Consider the following 16,269-nt stretch of genomic DNA (forward strand, 5'->3'; position numbering starts at 1 on the left):
TCGCGCGTGATTCGTCTCTACTTGGTGGTGTAACCGCCATTGACCAGGATGGTCTGCCCGGTCATCCACCAGCCATCGGTGACCAGGAAACGGATCCACGGCACGATGTCGGCGATGTCGGTCAGGCCGGTACGGGTGAAAGGCGACAGTGCCGCAGCCGTCTTGTGGTACGCCTGCGCATCGGCACTCTCGGCCGGATAGAAGAACGGCGTGTCCATCGGACCGGGGCCGATCGCCGTCACCGAGATGCCGCGCTCACCGAACTCCTTCGACGCCGCACGGGTGAAGTGCTCGACCGGCGCCTTGGTACCGGCGTAGCTGGAATAGAACGGCGTGAACGCGCCCAGCAACGAGGTGACCAGGGTGCAGATGCGACCGCCGTCATTGACGTTTCGACCGGCTTCCTTGAGGAAGAAGAACGCGGTCTTCGCATTGACCGCGCTCATCTCGTCGTACTCGGCTTCGCTGATCTCCAGCATCGGCTTCTTCAGCACTTTGCCGACGGTATTGATGGCGATGTCCGGCCGGCCGACTGCAGCCACGGCATCGGCGAACAAGCGCTCCATCGCTGCGGCCGAAGTCAGGTCGCCCTGCAGCGCCACCGCCTTGCTGCCAGCAGCCTGTACGGCGGCGACCGTTGCTTCCGCATCAGCCTGGGTGGCGGCACTGTTGTAGTGGATGACGATGGCCTTGGCGCCCTGGCTGGCAAAGTCGCGGGCGATCAGTCCGCCCAGGTTCTTGGCGCCACCGGCGATCAGCACGGTCTTGCCCTTGAGGGAATGGTCGGTCATGGCGTTTGTCTCAGGAGGGGGCTACCCGGGGTGGCAACCCTGCCCTGACGACGATATCGTGCAGAAAATGCGGATAAAGCCCGCCACATTGACTTAACTTTCCAGAGCCAGCGAACAATGGACCGGATCGACCGCTTCCGTATCTTCACCCGGGTGGTGGAGAGCGCCAGCTTCACCCGCGCCGCCGACCAGCTCGGCCTGCCCCGCTCCACGGTATCGGCGGCCATCGCCGAACTGGAGCAGCGGCTCGGCACCCGCCTGCTGCAGCGATCGACCCGTCGGGTGTCCACCACCCATGATGGGGACGTGTTCCATGCCCGCTGCCTGCGCCTGATCGAAGAGGTTGAAGACGCCGAATCGCTGTTCCGGCAGGACGACGCGCAGCCGGTGGGCCTGCTGAAGATCGACGTGCCCAGCCGCATCGGCCGCCGCATCATTGCCCCGGCGCTGCCCGACTTCTTCGCGCGCCATCCACAGGTGGAAGTGGACCTGGGCATGACCGACCGCGCGGTGAACCTGATCGAGGACGGTTGCGATGCGGTCCTGCGGGTCGGTCAGTTGGGTGACTCCAGCCTGGTGGCGCGCACACTGGGCCAGCTCGACTTCGTCAACGTTGCCGCGCCGGCCTACCTGCGCGAGCACGGTGTGCCGCAGCATCCTGCCGACCTGCAGCAGCACCGCGCGGTGAACTATGCATCGCCGACCACGGCACGGGTGGAACCGTGGGAATGGCAGGACGGTGGCCAGCTGCGCACGCTGCCGATGCCTGGCTGGGTACGGGTGAACAGCGCCGAGGCGTCCATCGCGTGCTGCGTGGCCGGACTGGGGCTGCTGCAGATTCCGCGCTACGACGTGCAGGCCGAACTGCAGTCAGGCGCATTGGTGGAGGTAATGCCGCAGTACGTGGCGCAGCCCTTGCCGGTGACGCTGTTGCAACCGCACCGGCAACACCGTGCGCAACGCGTGCAGGTGTTCATCGAATGGCTGGTGCCACTGCTACGAACCGGCCTGAAGCTGCAGTAGATCCACGCCATGCGTGGATGCTTCTGTAGAGTCGAGCCATGCTCGACTCATCCCATCATCGCGCGAAGAGCAGCCGAGCATGGCTCGGCTCTACAGAAAGCAGGTCCCGCGAGCAGATCAATCCACACCATGCGTGGATGCATGCATCAGTGCCAACCAAGGTTGGCACCCACCAGGCCCACCGCGGTAGATCCACACCATGCGTGGATGTGCACCTCGTGGATGGAGTCAGAGCCCATTCCCAGCGGGAAAGGGATCCGACCCTGGCCGCAGAACCCGGGGCATTACGCCCCGGATTCATCCGGTTTCACCCGGAACCACGCCGCGTACAGCGCCGGCAGGAACACCAGGGTCAGCACGGTGCCCACGATCAGGCCACCCATGATCGAGATTGCCATCGAGCCATAGAACGCACTGCGCGACAGCGGAATCATCGCCAGCACCGCTGCCAGCGCGGTCAGCACGATCGGGCGGAAACGGCGCACCGTGGCATCGATGATCGAATGCCAGCGGTCATGCCCGGCATCGATGTCCTGCTGGATCTGGTCGATCAGGATCACCGAGTTGCGCATGATCATGCCGGCCAGTGCAATCGTGCCCAACAGCGCTACGAAGCCGAACGGCGCGCGGAACAGCAGCAGGAACAACGTCGCACCGATGATGCCCAGCGGCGCGGTCACCAGCACCATCGCCGCACGCGAGAAGCTGCGCAGCTGCAGCATCAGCAATGTCGCCACCACCACCAGGAACAGCGGCATGCCGGCCTTGATCGAGTTCTGGCCACGTGCCGAATCTTCCACGGTACCGCCGGTTTCCAGCAGGTAGCCGCTGGGCAGTTCGGCACGGATGCCGTCGAGCGTCGGCAGGATCTGGTGCACCACGTCCAGCGGCTGCATGCCATCACTGATGTCGGCGCGCACGGTCACCGTCGGCAGGCGGTTGCGGTGCCAGATGATGCCGTCCTCGAAGCCGTACTCCATCGTCGCCACCTGCGACAGCGTTATGCTGCCGCCGTTGGCGGTGGGCATCGACAGGCTGGACAGCAGCTCCAGCTGGTTGCGCTCATCGGCCGGCCCGCGCAGCAGCATCTCGATCTGGCGGTTGCCTTCGCGGTACACGCTCACCGACTGCCCGGCCAGTGAACTGGACAGGAACTGGCTGACCTGGGCACTGCTCACGCCCAACGCGCGGGCACGCTCCTGGTCGATCACCAGCCGCACCACCTTGCTCGGCTCGCTCCAGTCCAGGTTGACGTTCATCACGTGCGGGTTCTCACGCACCTTGGCTTCGACCTGGCGCGCGATCGCCTGCACCTTCTCGATGTGCTCGCCGGAGATGCGCATCTGCACCGGGTAACCGACCGGCGGACCATTTTCCAGGCGGGTCACGCGCATCTGCACGTCCGGGAACTTCGGAATCACTTCGTGCAGCAGCCAATCACGGGTGCTTTCGCGTGATTTGATGTCCTTGGCCAACACCACGAACTGGGCGAAGTTGGTGGCCGGCAGCTGCTGGTCCAGCGGCAGATAGAAACGCGGCGAACCGGTGCCCACGTAGGACACGTAGTTGGCGATGCCCTCGCGGTTGGACAGCAGCTTCTCCAGCTTCTCGGCCTGGGCCTGGGTCGAGCGCAACGACGCGCCCTCGGCCAGCTCGATGTCCACCATCAGTTCCGGCCGGGTCGAATCCGGGAAGAACTGCTGCGGCACGAAGCGGAACATCATCAGCGAGAACACGAACAGGGCGATGGTCGCGGCGATCACCCACCAGCGGTGGCGCAGGCAGCCATCGAGGAAGCGACGGAAGCTGCGGTAGAACGGGCGCTGGTACGGATCATGGTCGTGCCCGTGCTGTGGCGGTGCGATCAGGTTGGCCAGCGCCGGATAGCGGTCGGCCCACTGCTGGCGCTTGGCCAGCCAGCGCGCGGACAGGCTGCCCGGCTTCGGCGGCTGCGGATTGAACAGGTCCGGCAGCATCTTGTCGCCCAGGTACGGGATGAACAGCACTGCGGCAATCCACGACACCACCAGTGCGATGGTCACCACCTGGAACAGCGAACGGGTGTACTCGCCGGTGCTCGATGCGGCCGTGGCGATCGGCAGGAAGCCGGCCGCCGTGATCAGCGTACCGGTCAGCATCGGGAACGCGGTCGACTCCCAAGCGAAGCTGGCCGCGCGCAGGCGGTCGTAACCCTGCTCCATCTTGGTGGCCATCATCTCCACCGCGATGATCGCATCGTCCACCAGCAGGCCCAGCGCCAGCACCAGCGCGCCCAGCGAGATCTTGTGCAGGCCGATGTCGAAGTAGTGCATGACGAAGAAGGTCATCGCCAGCACCAGCGGGATGGTCACACCCACCACCAGGCCGGTGCGCAGGCCCAGCGAGAAGAAGCTGACCAGCAGCACGATCACCACCGCTTCGGTCAGCACCTGCACGAACTCGCCGACCGACTCCTCCACCGACTGCGGCTGGTCGGACACCTTGCGCAGCTGCATGCCGGCCGGCAGGGTCTTCTGCAGCCGTTCGAACTCGGCATCAAGGTTGGCGCCGAGCTTGAGGATGTCACCGCCATCCTTCATCGCCACCGCCAGGCCGATGGCCTCTTCGCCCATGAAGCGCATCTTCGGCGACGCCGGATCGGCGAAGCCGCGCTTGACCTCGGCAATGTCACCCAGGTGCACGGTGCGGTCGCCAGCGCGGATCGGGAACTGGCGGATCGCTTCGATGTCGTTGAACTGGCCAGTCACGCGCAGCTGCACGCGGTCGGTGGCGGTTTCAAAGAAGCTGGTGCCGGTGATCGCATTCTGGTCGGCCAGCGCCTGCTGTACCTGCTGCATCGACACGCCCAGCGTCGCCAGGCGGGTGTTGGACAGCTCGATCCACACCTTCTCGTCCTGCAGGCCGACCAGGTCGATCTTGCCGACGTCAGGCACGCGCTGCAGTTCCAGCTGGATGCGGTCGGCGTAATCACGCATCACCGCGTAGTCGAAGCCCTTGCCGGTCAACGCATAGATGTTGCCGTAGGTGTCGCCGAACTCATCGTTGAAGAACGGGCCGACGATTTCGCGTGGCAGCGTCGAGCGGATGTCGCCCACGCGTTTGCGTACCTGGTACCAGAGGTCCGGGATCTGCTTGGAACGCAGGCTGTCGCGCGCCATGAAGATGATCTGCGACTCGCCCGGTCGCGAGTACGAGCGGATGAACTCATACTCGCCGGTGTTCATCAGTGCCTTCTCGAGCGGCTCGGTCACCTGCCGCGAGACCTGTTCGGCGGTGGCACCCGGCCACAGCGTGCGCACCACCATTGCCTTGAAGGTGAACGGTGGATCTTCGGACTGGCCCAGATGCTTGTACGACCACGCACCGATCAGCGCGAACGCCAGCATCGCGAACAGCACCAGGGGTCGGTTGGCCAGCGCCCACTCGGATAGATTGAAGCGGCGCACCGGCTTACTCCTTGGCCTTGGCGGCAGCCGCCGGCGCGGCCGGCTTCAGCACCGGACGGTTCTGCCGATCCACGGCGATCACCGGCTGGCCCGCCCGCAACAGGTGGCCACCGGCGGCAACCACCCAGTCACCCGCGTTCACGCCGGACAGCACCGGCACGCTCTCGCTGCCAAACGCACCGGTGGTGACCACTGCGGCCTTCAGCGTGCTGTTGGCCGGATCGACCACCCACACGCTGGCGGCACCATTGGCACCGCGCTGCAGTGCGCCCAGCGGCAGCTGCAGGGTGCCGTGGCGGCCGGCGCTGCTGTAGACGCGTGCACTCTGGCCCAGCTCGACATCGGCCAGCGCATCGGCTGCCAGGCTGACCCGGGTTGCATAGGTGCGTGCCTGCGGATCGGCGGCGGCAGCGATCTCGCGGATCGTGCCCGGCAGGCGCTGGCCCGGGCGGTTCCACAACTCCACCTCGACCGGCTGGCCAACCGCATAATCGCGGATGGTGGCTTCGGGCAGGTCGATCAGCACTTCGCGGCCACCGTCGGCGGCCAGGTTGAAGATGGTCTGGCCGGCGGACACCACCTGCCCGGCCTCGGCCTCGCGGCTGGCGATCACGCCGTCGGCCGGTGCACGCAGCTGCGCGTAGTCGGCCTGGTTGCGCAGCACATCGAGGTTGGCGCGGGCGGCGTTGGCCTGGCCCTGTGCCGCTTTGAACGCGGCCGACTGCTGGTCCAGCTGCGAACGGCTGACCAGTTGCTGGTCGGCCAGCACCTGGTAGCGCTTGAGGTCATCGCGGGCACGCACCAGGTCGGCTTCAGCTGCGGCCAGCTGCGCCTGCGAAGCGCGGGCCTGCAACGCGAAGTCGGCTGCATCCAGCTCGGCCAGCACGTCGCCCTTCTTTACTCGCTGCCCGGCATCGACATGGCGCTTGACCAGGTTGCCACCGACGCGGAACGACAGCGGGCTTTCCTGCCGGGCACGCACCGTGCCCGGGAACGCCGCCGGCGCCTGTCCGGCCTGTTCGCCGGGTTGAACCACCAGTACCGGCACGGCCGCCTGTGGCGCCTGTTCCTGTCCCGAACAGGCTGCCAGCGCAGCCACCCACACCATACCGCCCATCCAGCGCACGATCTTCATCGGTCAACGTCCTGAAAACGCAGGGTTGCAACTAAGGGGGGAGCCGCGACTGCCGGCCCAATTTAATAAACCGGCCGGTATAGTATAAATATCGAACCGCTTGGTCTAGTATTGTCGCGATGAGTTCTCCCACTTCCCGCAAGCCGTCGGCCAAGCCCGCTGCCAAGGCCGCCGGACCCGGGCGTCCCAAGGACCTCGGCAAGCGCGCGGCGATCCTTGAAGCAGCCAAGGCACTGTTCATCGAACAGGGCTATACCGGCGTGAGCATGGACACCATCGCTGCTCAGGCGGGCGTCTCGAAGCTGACTGTGTACAGCCACTTCGGCGACAAGGAGACCCTGTTCTCCGAGGCCGTGCAGTCAAAATGCATTGAAATGCTGCCCGATGCCCTGTTCGTGGCCGACGCGGATGGCCCGCTGCGCGACCAGCTGATCGGCATCGGCCTGGCCTTCTTCGAACTGATCACCTCCGACGCGGCAATCTCGATCCAGCGCATGATGATGGCGCCGGAGACCGATGAGCGCCTGCGCGAGCTGTTCTGGCAGGCCGGCCCGGAGCGTACCTGCGAGGCCCTGGCCGACTTCCTGCGCGCGCGCGGCGAACGCGGCGAGCTGGACATCCCCGACTATTACCTGGCCGGCCAGCAGTTCCTGACTCTGGTCAAGGGCGAAGTGCACATGCATATGATGTGCGGCATGCCACTGTCACCGGTGGAGTGCGACCCTCTTGCCCATGTGACCGCCAGCATCGACTTCTTCCTGCGCGCCTATGCGCCGCGAGGGGCCGGTACGGCTGAATAACCAAAACTGAACGAACCGGAGGTCGCGATGACTTCCGGCACTGCGACCCCGGCCACCCGGCAGCTGATGCTCTGGGCGCGCCGCCGGCCTCCGGCACCGGTAAAATGGCCGGCCCACTGCGCTGGATTTGAACCTCATGACGATTGATTACGCCCACGCCCGCGAACTGATGGTGGAACAGCAGATCCGTCCCTGGGACGTGCTGGACATCAAGGTGCTCGACGTCCTGGCCCGCCTGCCGCGCGAGGCCTTTGTCGCCGATGCACACCGGGCACTGGCCTATGCCGATGTCGAACTGCCGATCGGCCATGGCCAGAAGATGATGAAGCCGGTCATCGAGGGCCGTACCCTGCAGGCACTGGATCTGCAGCCGGGTGACGAAGTGCTGGAAATCGGCACCGGCAGCGGCTTCCTGGCAGCCTGCATCGGCGCGCTGGCGCGCGACGTGCTGAGCCTGGAGATCGACCCGGAACTGGCCGCCGCCGCGCGTGCCCGCCTGGACGCTTCCGGCCTGGGCACCAACGTCCGCGTGGAAGTGGCTGACGCCCTGTCCTGGCAGACCGAACGCCGCTTTGACGTGATCTGTGTCACTGGTGCGGTCGACGTGGTGCCGTCACAGTTTGCTTCGTGGCTGCGTCCGGGTGGTCGCCTGTTCGTGATTCACGGCCGCTCGCCGGCGATGGAGGCCCTGCTGGTCAAGGCCGACGGCAGCACCGAGTCCCTGTTCGAGACCGATATTGATTACCTGCGCGGTGCCGCCCCGGCACCCCAGTTCCACCTCTGAGTCCAAGGAAGCCGCAATGATCCGCCGATCCCTCGCTGTTGCGCTGGCCACTGCCCTGCTGCCGTTGTCCGCCCATGCCGCCGACCTGCTGCAGGTCTACGAGATGGCGCGCAACGGCGATCCGCAGTTGTCCGCCGCCGAATCGACCCGGCTGGTCGACAAGGAAGGCGCCGTGCAGGCGCGCGCCGCCCTGCTGCCGCAGATCGACGGCACGGCCACGTTGAACCGCTCGCGCAGCGAAGCCGACCATGACGCCAACTCCGGCACGGTCACCAGCAAGCGCCGCAACTACACGATCAACGGCAGCCAGACGCTGTTCAACTGGACCCAGATCAACAACCTGCGTTCGCAGCGCGAGCTGAGCAAGGCGGCGGACTTCACCCTCGATTCGGCCAACGACAGCCTGATCGTGCGCACCTCGGCGGCCTACTTCAACGTGCTGGTGGCGATCGAATCGCTGAATGCCGCACAGACCAACGAAGCGGCCGCGAAGAAGCAGTTCGACTTCGCCGACAAGCGCCTGGAAGTGGGCCTGGCGCCGATCACCGACGTGCACGAAGCACGCGCCCAGTACGACCAGGCGCGTGCCAACACCATCGTTGCGCAGAACACCCTGGCCGATAACTACCAGGCCCTGACCGAACTGACCGGCCAGCCGGTGGTCAACCTGCGCGGCCTGCCGGCCGACTTCCGTCCGGAAGTGCCGGCCAACCGCGGCAACATCGATGAGCTGGTGCACCAGGCCACCAACCAGAATCCGGCGCTGAAGGCGCAGGAACTCAAGGTCAGTGCCGCCGAAGCCGGCGTGCAGGCCGCCCGTGGTGGTCACTACCCCACCCTGTCGCTGGGCGGCAGCTGGGGCAAGAGCGCGACCTGGGGTGACAGCACCGGCGCCGGTTCGCTGTCGCCGGACGCGCGCACCAACAGCATCGGCCTGACCCTGAGCGTGCCGATCTTCTCCGGCGGTGCCACCCAGTCGGGCGTGCGCCAGGCGCTGGCCCAGCGTGACATCGCCCAGGACGGCTACGAACAGCAGAAGCGCGCCCTGGACCGCAACACCCGCAATGCCTACCAGACCCTGGTGCAGGGCATCAGCGAAGTGGAAGCCCGTCGCCTGGCGGTGGTTTCGGCACAGAGCGCCTACGACGCATCGCAGGTTGGCCTGGAAGTCGGTACCCGCACCGTGCTGGACGTGATCCAGAACCAGCGCATCCTGTTCTCGGCGCAGCTGGATTACGCCAACGCCCGCTACACCTTCCTGCAGAACCGCCTGCTGCTGAGCCAGTCGCTGGGTGCGCTGGATGTGGCCGAGCTGCAGGACGTGAACCGCCTGCTGACCCAGGACGCGGGCAACCCGTCGACGACCACGCACTGAGTCGTCGCCCTGCCGGCAACGAAGAAGCCACCCGCGAGGGTGGCTTTTTTGTGGGCGTTGCACGGCGATCAGCCGGGCCAGACGCGCATCCGCTCCACTGCGGCCAACACGCACAGTGCCGCAGCCACGGGCGCAAGCACCGGCAAGACGCGTGAGGATGACGCCTGCACGCGAAGCACGGCCAGGCACAAGGCCGCCATCACCAGCAGGGTTGCCGAACCAGGCAGCACCGGCAGCGCACCGACGGGCAGCACCAGCGCCAGCATCGCCGCCGACAACACCACCGCGCCGCACGCCAGTCGCGCCCGCAATCCCGGCGCTGCATGGCGGGCCGCAGGCCACAGCTGCATCGCCAGGCGCGCAGCCCCCCCCATCAACACCAGCAGCAGCGCCGCCAACCCTGCCGCGCCGGCCAGTGGCAGCAACGGCATCATCCAGTGCAGCTGCGGGTGCTGCTGCAGTGCCACCGACAACGGTCGCGTACTGGCCAATGCCGGAAACTCCACCAGGCCTGCCTGCAACGCGGCCAGCACGATGAGCAGCAACATGGCCAGCAGCAGCACCCCCGCCAGCAGCAGCGGCTGTCGTGCGTTCTCCTGCCGGCCCGTGCCGGGAAATCCCAGTGCAAGGCCAACACTGGCGAACACACCGAGCAGCGGTACGCTCGCCGCCAGCACCCCACCCAGACCGAAACGATAAGGCGCCGTTGCTTCCGGCAACCATGGGACCCAAAGTGCGTAGTGCACGTAACGCGCCGCCAGGGCCAGCAGGAGCAGGCCGATGCCGATCTTCATCGTCAGCAGCGCACAGGCAACCAGTACCGCGCGACGTGGCGGCAGCAACCCGACCACGCCAAGCAGAAGCAGGCCGAACATCGCCGCCAGCTCATCCGGCATGGCGTTGCCGGCATCGATGCCGCAGCGGAGGAGGAACACGCGCAGATGACTGGCCATGGATTGCGCCGCGCCGGCACTGGTCGCCACCAGCTCCAGCAGCAACATGCCACCCAGCAGGCCGGCGGATGACCTGCCCCATCCCGCGCGCAGCAGACCCTGCAGACCAGCGACGGGCAGTTGCTGGTTCAGGACGTGCAGACAGTACAGCAGGGGCATGGTGCCGAGCGCGGCCAACAACAGACTCAGTACGATGGCCGGTCCCGCCTGCGCGGCGGTGTGCTGACCGACCAGAGCGATCACGCTGCCACCCAGCAGCAGCGTCAGTGCCACCGTCGCGACGTGATCCCTGCCGAGGCAGGCATCCCGATCGCAGCTGTTGTCGCTGTCCATCGCAAGTCCCCTTGATATCCGCCCAGGTGCGGTCGGCAGCAGGCTGGCAGCCTGCGCCACGGGGCGGTATCAGAATCTGTGCCGGGGGCTCCGCGATGTGACCGCAGACACGATGGAAGGCCCGCAACCGGTCCTTCTGCGACAGGATTCCGGTCGCTAAGCAGAATTGATGCAGTCGATCACGTCAGCCGACCGGCCTGCTGCCGGTATCCGCCTCAGCTCCGCGGTGGTGGCAGATGCGGCGCGACCAGCGCCAGCGTGCGCTGCAGGGCGCCTCGGCCATTGCTGACCAGCGTGCAGCCAGCGCGCGCCATGTCCTGGCGCGCCTGTACATCGTCGAGCAGGTGCTGCAACAGGTCGCCGACCGCCTGCACGTCCTCGCCGATCAGCAGTGCGCCGGCCTCACGCATGCGGCGCGAGATCTCGGCGAAGTTGTGCAGGTGCGGGCCGGTCACGGCAGCAGTGCCCATCGCCGCCGGCTCCAGCAGATTGTGGCCACCGATCGGCTGCAGGCTGCCACCGACAAATGCCACCTGCGCGCAGGCATAGAACGGCATCAGCTCGCCCAGGGTGTCGATGACGAACACGTCGGTGTCGGCCTCGGGCCACTGCTTCGCGCGCCGGGTGGCCACGTTCCAGCCCTGTTCGCGCGCCAGCGCCTCTACCTTCGGGAAGCGCTCGGGATGCCGCGGCGCCCATAGCAGCAGCAGGTCGGGATGCTGCTGGCGCAGGCGACGGTGCAGGTCGACCACCGCCTGTTCTTCACCATCGTGGGTACTGGCGGCGATCCACACCGGGCGCCCGGCCGGCACGCGGGCGTGGAACTGCTCGACGAAGCCCTGCACGTCCGGCGTGGTGATGTCGAACTTCAGGTTGCCCAGCGCCTGGACCTGCTCCGGGGCAGCGCCCAGCTGCACGAAGCGGTCCGCGTCATCCTGCGACTGCGCGGCCACGCAGGTGACCGTACGCAGGGCGCGCCGGATCAGCGCCGCCAGCAGCCGGTAGCCGCGCAACGAACGTGCAGACAGGCGCGCATTGAGGATGTAGACCGGAATGCCCCGGTCACGGCAGCCGAACAGCATGTTCGGCCAGAGTTCGGTTTCCAGGATCAGCGCCAGGCTGGGCTGGAAGTGACCGAGGAAGCGATTGACGCTGCCGGGCACGTCGTACGGCAGGTAGACGTGGTCCAGGGCATCGCCCCACAGCGCGCGCACGCGCTCGGAGCCGGTCGGGGTGATGGTGGTGATGACCCAGCGGATGTCCGGGCGCTGCTCACGCAGGGCGTTGACCAGCGGCGCGGCGGCATTGACCTCGCCCACCGACACCGCGTGCAGCCAGACCCGTGGCTGGCCGGTCGGCTGTGGATAGGAGGCGTAGCGCTCGTCCCAGCGCCGGAAGTATTCACGGACCCGGAAGCCGCGCCAGACCAGGTGGTACACGGTGATCGGCAGCAGGATGTAGAGCACGACCGAATACAGGCCGCGCAGGATCCATTCGACAGGGTCTTTACGCATGCGGCAAGGATACGGGAGCCCCCCGGGAAAGACACGCGGCCGCCTTGGTAGAATGGGGCAATGTCCGATGCCACCACCGCCGTCCGCCCGTCGCTGCGCGATCCGCGCAACTGGCCGATGTTCGCCGCCATGTTCGGCGCCTTCGCCATCGCCCGCCTGCCGTGGATGCTGCAGCGTGCGCTGGGCCGGGGCGTCGGCTGGATCACCTGGCGCCTGCTCGGCAGCCGCCGTCGCGCCGCCGAGGTCAATCTGCAGCTGTGCTTCCCCGAAAAGGATGAAGCCTGGCGCCAGCGTCTGGTACGCGACAGCTTCGATGCGCTGGGCGTGGGCGTGTTCGAGTGCATCCGTGCCTGGTGGGGCAGTATCGACCGCATCCGCCCGCAGGTGCAGATCGAAGGCCTGGAGCACCTGCGGCAGATGCAGGCCGAAGGCCGTGGCGTGCTGCTGGTCTCCGGCCACTTCATGACCCTGGAGATGTGCGGGCGCCTGCTGTGCGACTACGTTGATCTTTCGGGCATGTACCGCAAGCACAAGAACCCGGTATACGAATGGGCGGTGAAGTTCGGCCGCCTGCGCTATGCCAAGGCGATGTTCGCCAACGAGGACATCCGCGCCACCGTGCGGCACCTGAAGAAGGGTGGCTTCCTCTGGTATGCACCGGACCAGGACATGCGTGGCAAGGACACCGTGTTCGTGCCGTTCTTCGGCCACACCGCGTCCACCATCACCGCCACCCACCAGCTGGCACGGATGACCGGTTGTGCGGTGATCCCGTATTTCCATCGCCGCGAAGGCGGCAGGTACTTCCTGAAGATCGGTGCGCCGCTGGAGAATTTCCCCAGCGAGGATGTGGAAGCCGATACCACGCGGGTCAACCAGGCCATCGAAGAGATGGTGCGCGAGGCGCCCGACCAGTACTTGTGGATCCACCGTCGTTTCAAGCGCCAGCCCGGCGGCCGGAGCGATTTCTACAAGTAACGGTGGGACGGGAGGGTTTCATCCACGCATGGCGTGGATTTGATGACGCAAGGGCACGCTGAAGTAGATCCACGCCATGCGTGGATGCTCTCCGTTCCGATGCCGGCAACTACAACGGCCAACGGCACCATGCGTGCGGGTACTCACCCAACGCGCTGACCAGGCCCGCACGGACCGGGTTGGCCAGGATGTACATCGCCTTCTCATGAAGGGATTCATCGCTGCGTACGGCGTGATCGTGGTAACCGTGCTGCCACAGCGACCCTCGCCGTTCCAATCGCCGGTTCAGCAGTCGGCTGCTGCGTGATTTGAGCAGGGCCATGCACTCGGCCAGGGTTTCGCTGCGCAGTTCCATCAGCCAGTGCAGATGGTCGGGCATCACCACCCAGGCGAGGCTGTGGCTGAAGCCCTTGCGCTCTACGAAGCGAAGGGTGTCGATCAGGATCGCCACGTTTGCCGCATCGGCGAACAACGCTTCGCGTCCGAGGGTTGCCGTGGTAAGTGAATACACGTTACCGGATCGGGAAAATCGACCGTAGCGGAGTCTGGGGCTGGCCATGCCTCCAGCGTGCGCGACCGGTGGGGACACCGATATTGGAGATGTCACCGTGTTCGGGTCGGGAAAGCCCCATCCACGCATGACGTGGATCTACTGATCGGCTCCATGGTTGATCCCTGCCATGCACAGATGCGCGGTCACCTCACCGGCGCAGACTCATCCGATTCGCGCGCCAGCAGGCTGCCGGCGAACAGCGCTGCCAGCAGCACGGTCAGGCCACCCCAGAACGCGGAATAGAACGCCAGATGGGTGTTGAGCGGGAACACCGTGACCGCCAGCGCCAGCATCGCCGGCCGCGCACGCTCACGGGCGGCGGCCGGCGCATAGCGCCATGCCCGCCAGGCCTGGGCCACCGCCGCCAGCCACAGCAGCAGGCCCAGCACACCGGTTTCTGCCAGGATTTCCAGCACGATCTGATGGGCGTGCAACGCGGGGGCATTGCCCCACACCGCCGGTCCTTCATCGGCCACGCAGGCCGGATAGGCATCGCGGAAACCGCGCGCGCCGACCCCGTTGACCGGGTGCGCTTCAATCATGCAGACGGCGGCTTCCCAGATCCGCGCGCGACCGGACAGCGCCTCGTCGACACCCCGTTCGCCTCCATCCCAGGCCATCGCCGTACGTGCGAAGCGCTCGCGCAACTGCGGCACGCTGGCGGTCAGCACCCCCGCCCCGAGAACGGCGACCAGCGCCAGCACCGCCAGCCGCTTCCAGCCGAACTGGCGTACGCCGCTGTAGGCCAGCACCAGCGCGAAGGTGATCCATGAGGCACGCGAGCCGGCCAGCAGCAGCACACTGCCCAGCGCGGCGGCCGCCAGCACCCAGCCCGCATTGCCGAAGCGGCGCGCCACCGGCAGCAACAGGAACGGCGACAGACTGGCCAACACCTGACCGAATTTCAGGTTGCACGGACCCAGGGCGCCACTGAGCCGGTCGGCCACTGCAGCCTCATCTGCCGGGCACAGCGCATGGCCGCTCACCGCCAGCTTCAGCTGCTCCAGTGACCAGAACCACGGGCTGGTACCCACTACCGCCTGCACCAGCGCATCCAGCGTCCACGCAGCGGTGATCACCGCGAGGCCGCCGAAGGTCAGCCGCCGCCGTTCCGGCGTGGCAACCGCGATCGCCACCAGCCACATGAAGGGCAGGTAGCGCAGGCCGGCGGCCGCCTTCGTCCACGACGCTGCCGGATCGATCGCGTCAAACGCCGAGAATGCCTGCGGCAGCCAATAGCCGAGGAACAGGATCGAGGTCAGCGCCCAGGCTGCCGTGCTCAACAGATGCGGACGGCGCTGCAGGCGGCGCATGACCATACGCGCGGCGGCGTAGACCGCGCCAAGACCGAGCACGGTTTCAGCGATGCCCGGCAACGGCCACAGCGCCACGTACGCCAGCACCCACCAGGGCGCCCAGCGCCCGGCGCGGTCGTCGCGCACGGTGACGGCGGGGTCAGCCGGCGAGGTCGGCATAGAGGCGGAGGGTATCGCGCTGCATGGCCTGCAGGGTAAACGGGATGCGGGTCGGCAGGGACGGCGGCTGCGCCAGCAGGGCCAGCGCACGTTCACCCAGCGCGCGGGCATCACCCAGCGGCACCACGCCTGTGGGCTGCAGCTGCCGAAGCAGTTCGCCGACGCCACCATGATCCCAGCCCAGCACCGGACGACCGACCGACAGCGCCTCGACCACGGTACGGCCGAATGCTTCGGGTTTGTCCGACAGCTGCAGCACAAGATCGCTGGCCGCATAGGCCTGGGCAATGCGCGCGGTCGGCGTGCTGATCTGCACGGCGTCGGTCAGGCCCAAAGCAGCGGCCTGCCGACGCAGGTCGGCCACGTAGGCTTCACGGCCCGGTTCATCGGTGCCCAGCATCCACAGCTGTGCCGGCACACCGGCCGCGCGGACATCCGCCAGCAACTGCAGCGCATGAGCATGTCCCTTCAACCGGGTGCCCCGCCCCGGCAGCAACAACAGCGGGCCCTCAACCTGCGCCAGCCACGGGTAATCGGCTGCCAGCGCCAGTCGTGGCCGGCGGTCGGCGCGGGCCACGCGCGGAAACTGTGCGACATCGACGCCACGCGGAATCACCTGCAGCCGCGCTTCGGGAACCGTCGGATAGTGCCGCTGCACGTAGTCGCGCACGCTGTTGGACACGCAGATCACGCGTTCACCGCTGGTCATGACCGCGCTGTAGCGACTGGGCGAATTCAACCCGTGCACGGTGGTCACCCAGTGCGGGCGCTGGGCGGCGGGCATGGCACGGATCGCGTACAGGCCCAGCCAGGCCGGCAGCCGCGAACGGGCATGCACGATATCCGCGCCCACTTCGGCGAACAGGCGGCGCAACGTCGGCAGGTGGCGCAGGGTCAGCAGCGACTTGCGGCCGATGTCGAGGGTGAGGTGCTCGGCACCGCTATCGAGCAGCGGCTGCACCAGGCGGCCACCGGCGGAGACCACCAGCGCACGATGGCCGGCAGCGACCAGCGCCGCAGCGATTTCCAGGGTCGAGCGCTCGACACCGCCGGAGTGCAGCGCCGGCAGCAACTGCACCACGGTCAATCGGCGCATCGAGGGGGCGGCC

General features: G+C 67.0%; 13 protein-coding genes. 5 read left to right on the top strand and 8 right to left on the bottom strand.

Annotated elements, in window-relative coordinates; all coding sequences use genetic code 11:
* Positions 1-17 precede the first annotated feature (17 nt).
* Positions 18-791 (bottom strand): SDR family oxidoreductase, encoded by a 774-nt coding sequence (locus ACJ7C5_RS14135; RefSeq protein ID WP_412704248.1) that lies wholly within the window; start codon positions 789-791, stop codon positions 18-20.
* 117 nt (positions 792-908) lie between these two features.
* Between ACJ7C5_RS14135 and ACJ7C5_RS14140 the strand changes: the two genes are divergently transcribed.
* Entirely contained in the window at positions 909-1,814 is a 906-nt protein-coding gene (locus ACJ7C5_RS14140; protein ID WP_412704249.1) for a LysR family transcriptional regulator, read from the top strand.
* Between the two features lie 284 nt (positions 1,815-2,098).
* Here ACJ7C5_RS14140 and ACJ7C5_RS14145 read toward each other — a convergent pair whose 3' ends face one another.
* Both ACJ7C5_RS14145 and ACJ7C5_RS14150 read right to left on the bottom strand, forming a co-directional pair.
* Positions 2,099-5,260: an efflux RND transporter permease subunit gene (locus ACJ7C5_RS14145; protein WP_412704250.1), complete on the bottom strand. Its 3,162-nt coding sequence runs from the start codon at positions 5,258-5,260 to the stop codon at positions 2,099-2,101.
* A gap of 4 nt (positions 5,261-5,264) precedes the next feature.
* Complete coding sequence (locus tag ACJ7C5_RS14150) at positions 5,265-6,395, bottom strand: efflux RND transporter periplasmic adaptor subunit (protein ID WP_412704251.1); 1,131 nt, start codon at positions 6,393-6,395, stop codon at positions 5,265-5,267.
* Positions 6,396-6,514: 119 nt separating this feature from the next.
* On the opposite strand from ACJ7C5_RS14150, the gene ACJ7C5_RS14155 reads away from it, so the two are divergent.
* From ACJ7C5_RS14155 to ACJ7C5_RS14165, 3 genes are all read left to right on the top strand, one after another.
* Positions 6,515-7,195, top strand: coding sequence for a TetR/AcrR family transcriptional regulator (locus ACJ7C5_RS14155; protein WP_032129095.1), 681 nt, complete (start codon positions 6,515-6,517; stop codon positions 7,193-7,195).
* A gap of 136 nt (positions 7,196-7,331) precedes the next feature.
* Positions 7,332-7,979, top strand: coding sequence for a protein-L-isoaspartate O-methyltransferase family protein (locus ACJ7C5_RS14160; RefSeq protein ID WP_049398378.1), 648 nt, complete (start codon positions 7,332-7,334; stop codon positions 7,977-7,979).
* Between the two features lie 16 nt (positions 7,980-7,995).
* Entirely contained in the window at positions 7,996-9,354 is a 1,359-nt protein-coding gene (locus tag ACJ7C5_RS14165; protein WP_094002171.1) for a TolC family outer membrane protein, read from the top strand.
* A 68-nt stretch (positions 9,355-9,422) separates the two neighbouring features.
* Here the strand turns inward: ACJ7C5_RS14165 and ACJ7C5_RS14170 are convergent, their stop codons facing one another.
* Both ACJ7C5_RS14170 and waaA read right to left on the bottom strand, forming a co-directional pair.
* Complete coding sequence (locus ACJ7C5_RS14170) at positions 9,423-10,640, bottom strand: hypothetical protein (RefSeq protein ID WP_412704252.1); 1,218 nt, start codon at positions 10,638-10,640, stop codon at positions 9,423-9,425.
* Positions 10,641-10,855: 215 nt separating this feature from the next.
* A complete protein-coding gene (waaA, locus tag ACJ7C5_RS14175) occupies positions 10,856-12,154 on the bottom strand; it encodes a lipid IV(A) 3-deoxy-D-manno-octulosonic acid transferase (RefSeq protein ID WP_097048933.1) in 1,299 nt (432 codons plus the stop codon).
* A gap of 60 nt (positions 12,155-12,214) precedes the next feature.
* Between waaA and ACJ7C5_RS14180 the strand changes: the two genes are divergently transcribed.
* Positions 12,215-13,132 carry an LpxL/LpxP family Kdo(2)-lipid IV(A) lauroyl/palmitoleoyl acyltransferase gene (locus ACJ7C5_RS14180; protein WP_049444013.1) on the top strand — a complete coding sequence of 306 codons (918 nt, stop codon included), beginning with the start codon at positions 12,215-12,217 and terminating at the stop codon, positions 13,130-13,132.
* A gap of 109 nt (positions 13,133-13,241) precedes the next feature.
* Here the strand turns inward: ACJ7C5_RS14180 and ACJ7C5_RS14185 are convergent, their stop codons facing one another.
* From ACJ7C5_RS14185 to ACJ7C5_RS14195, 3 genes are read right to left on the bottom strand one after another with little or no spacing between them, the layout of a single operon-like run.
* The gene (locus tag ACJ7C5_RS14185) at positions 13,242-13,772 is read right to left on the bottom strand and encodes an REP-associated tyrosine transposase (RefSeq protein ID WP_412704253.1); all 531 of its coding nucleotides are present in this window, start codon (positions 13,770-13,772) and stop codon (positions 13,242-13,244) included.
* Positions 13,773-13,828: 56 nt separating this feature from the next.
* Positions 13,829-15,160 carry an O-antigen ligase family protein gene (locus ACJ7C5_RS14190; protein WP_097048930.1) on the bottom strand — a complete coding sequence of 444 codons (1,332 nt, stop codon included), beginning with the start codon at positions 15,158-15,160 and terminating at the stop codon, positions 13,829-13,831.
* The gene (locus tag ACJ7C5_RS14195) at positions 15,141-16,256 is read right to left on the bottom strand and encodes a glycosyltransferase (RefSeq protein ID WP_412704254.1); all 1,116 of its coding nucleotides are present in this window, start codon (positions 16,254-16,256) and stop codon (positions 15,141-15,143) included. The genes ACJ7C5_RS14190 and ACJ7C5_RS14195 overlap by 20 nt, the downstream gene beginning before the upstream one ends.
* Positions 16,257-16,269: the final 13 nt, after the last annotated feature.

It is taken from the genome of Nocardiopsis yanglingensis, from assembly GCF_045809185.1.
GTDB classification, from domain to species: domain Bacteria; phylum Pseudomonadota; class Gammaproteobacteria; order Xanthomonadales; family Xanthomonadaceae; genus Stenotrophomonas; species Stenotrophomonas yanglingensis.

What these genes read in the sequence shown, in the direction of transcription:
- ACJ7C5_RS14160 (WP_049398378.1), top strand. Translation starts at nt 7,332, where the DNA reads ATGACGATTGATTACGCCCACGCCCGCGAACTGATGGTGGAACAGCAG.
- ACJ7C5_RS14165 (WP_094002171.1), top strand. Translation starts at nt 7,996, where the DNA reads ATGATCCGCCGATCCCTCGCTGTTGCGCTGGCCACTGCCCTGCTGCCG.
- ACJ7C5_RS14170 (WP_412704252.1), bottom strand. Translation starts at nt 10,640, where the DNA reads ATGGACAGCGACAACAGCTGCGATCGGGATGCCTGCCTCGGCAGGGAT.
- ACJ7C5_RS14185 (WP_412704253.1), bottom strand. Translation starts at nt 13,772, where the DNA reads ATGCGTGGATGGGGCTTTCCCGACCCGAACACGGTGACATCTCCAATA.
- ACJ7C5_RS14195 (WP_412704254.1), bottom strand. Translation starts at nt 16,256, where the DNA reads ATGCGCCGATTGACCGTGGTGCAGTTGCTGCCGGCGCTGCACTCCGGC.
- ACJ7C5_RS14155 (WP_032129095.1), top strand. Translation starts at nt 6,515, where the DNA reads ATGAGTTCTCCCACTTCCCGCAAGCCGTCGGCCAAGCCCGCTGCCAAG.
- waaA (WP_097048933.1), bottom strand. Translation starts at nt 12,154, where the DNA reads ATGCGTAAAGACCCTGTCGAATGGATCCTGCGCGGCCTGTATTCGGTC.
- ACJ7C5_RS14150 (WP_412704251.1), bottom strand. Translation starts at nt 6,395, where the DNA reads ATGAAGATCGTGCGCTGGATGGGCGGTATGGTGTGGGTGGCTGCGCTG.
- ACJ7C5_RS14135 (WP_412704248.1), bottom strand. Translation starts at nt 791, where the DNA reads ATGACCGACCATTCCCTCAAGGGCAAGACCGTGCTGATCGCCGGTGGC.
- ACJ7C5_RS14190 (WP_097048930.1), bottom strand. Translation starts at nt 15,160, where the DNA reads ATGCCGACCTCGCCGGCTGACCCCGCCGTCACCGTGCGCGACGACCGC.
- ACJ7C5_RS14140 (WP_412704249.1), top strand. Translation starts at nt 909, where the DNA reads ATGGACCGGATCGACCGCTTCCGTATCTTCACCCGGGTGGTGGAGAGC.
- ACJ7C5_RS14180 (WP_049444013.1), top strand. Translation starts at nt 12,215, where the DNA reads ATGTCCGATGCCACCACCGCCGTCCGCCCGTCGCTGCGCGATCCGCGC.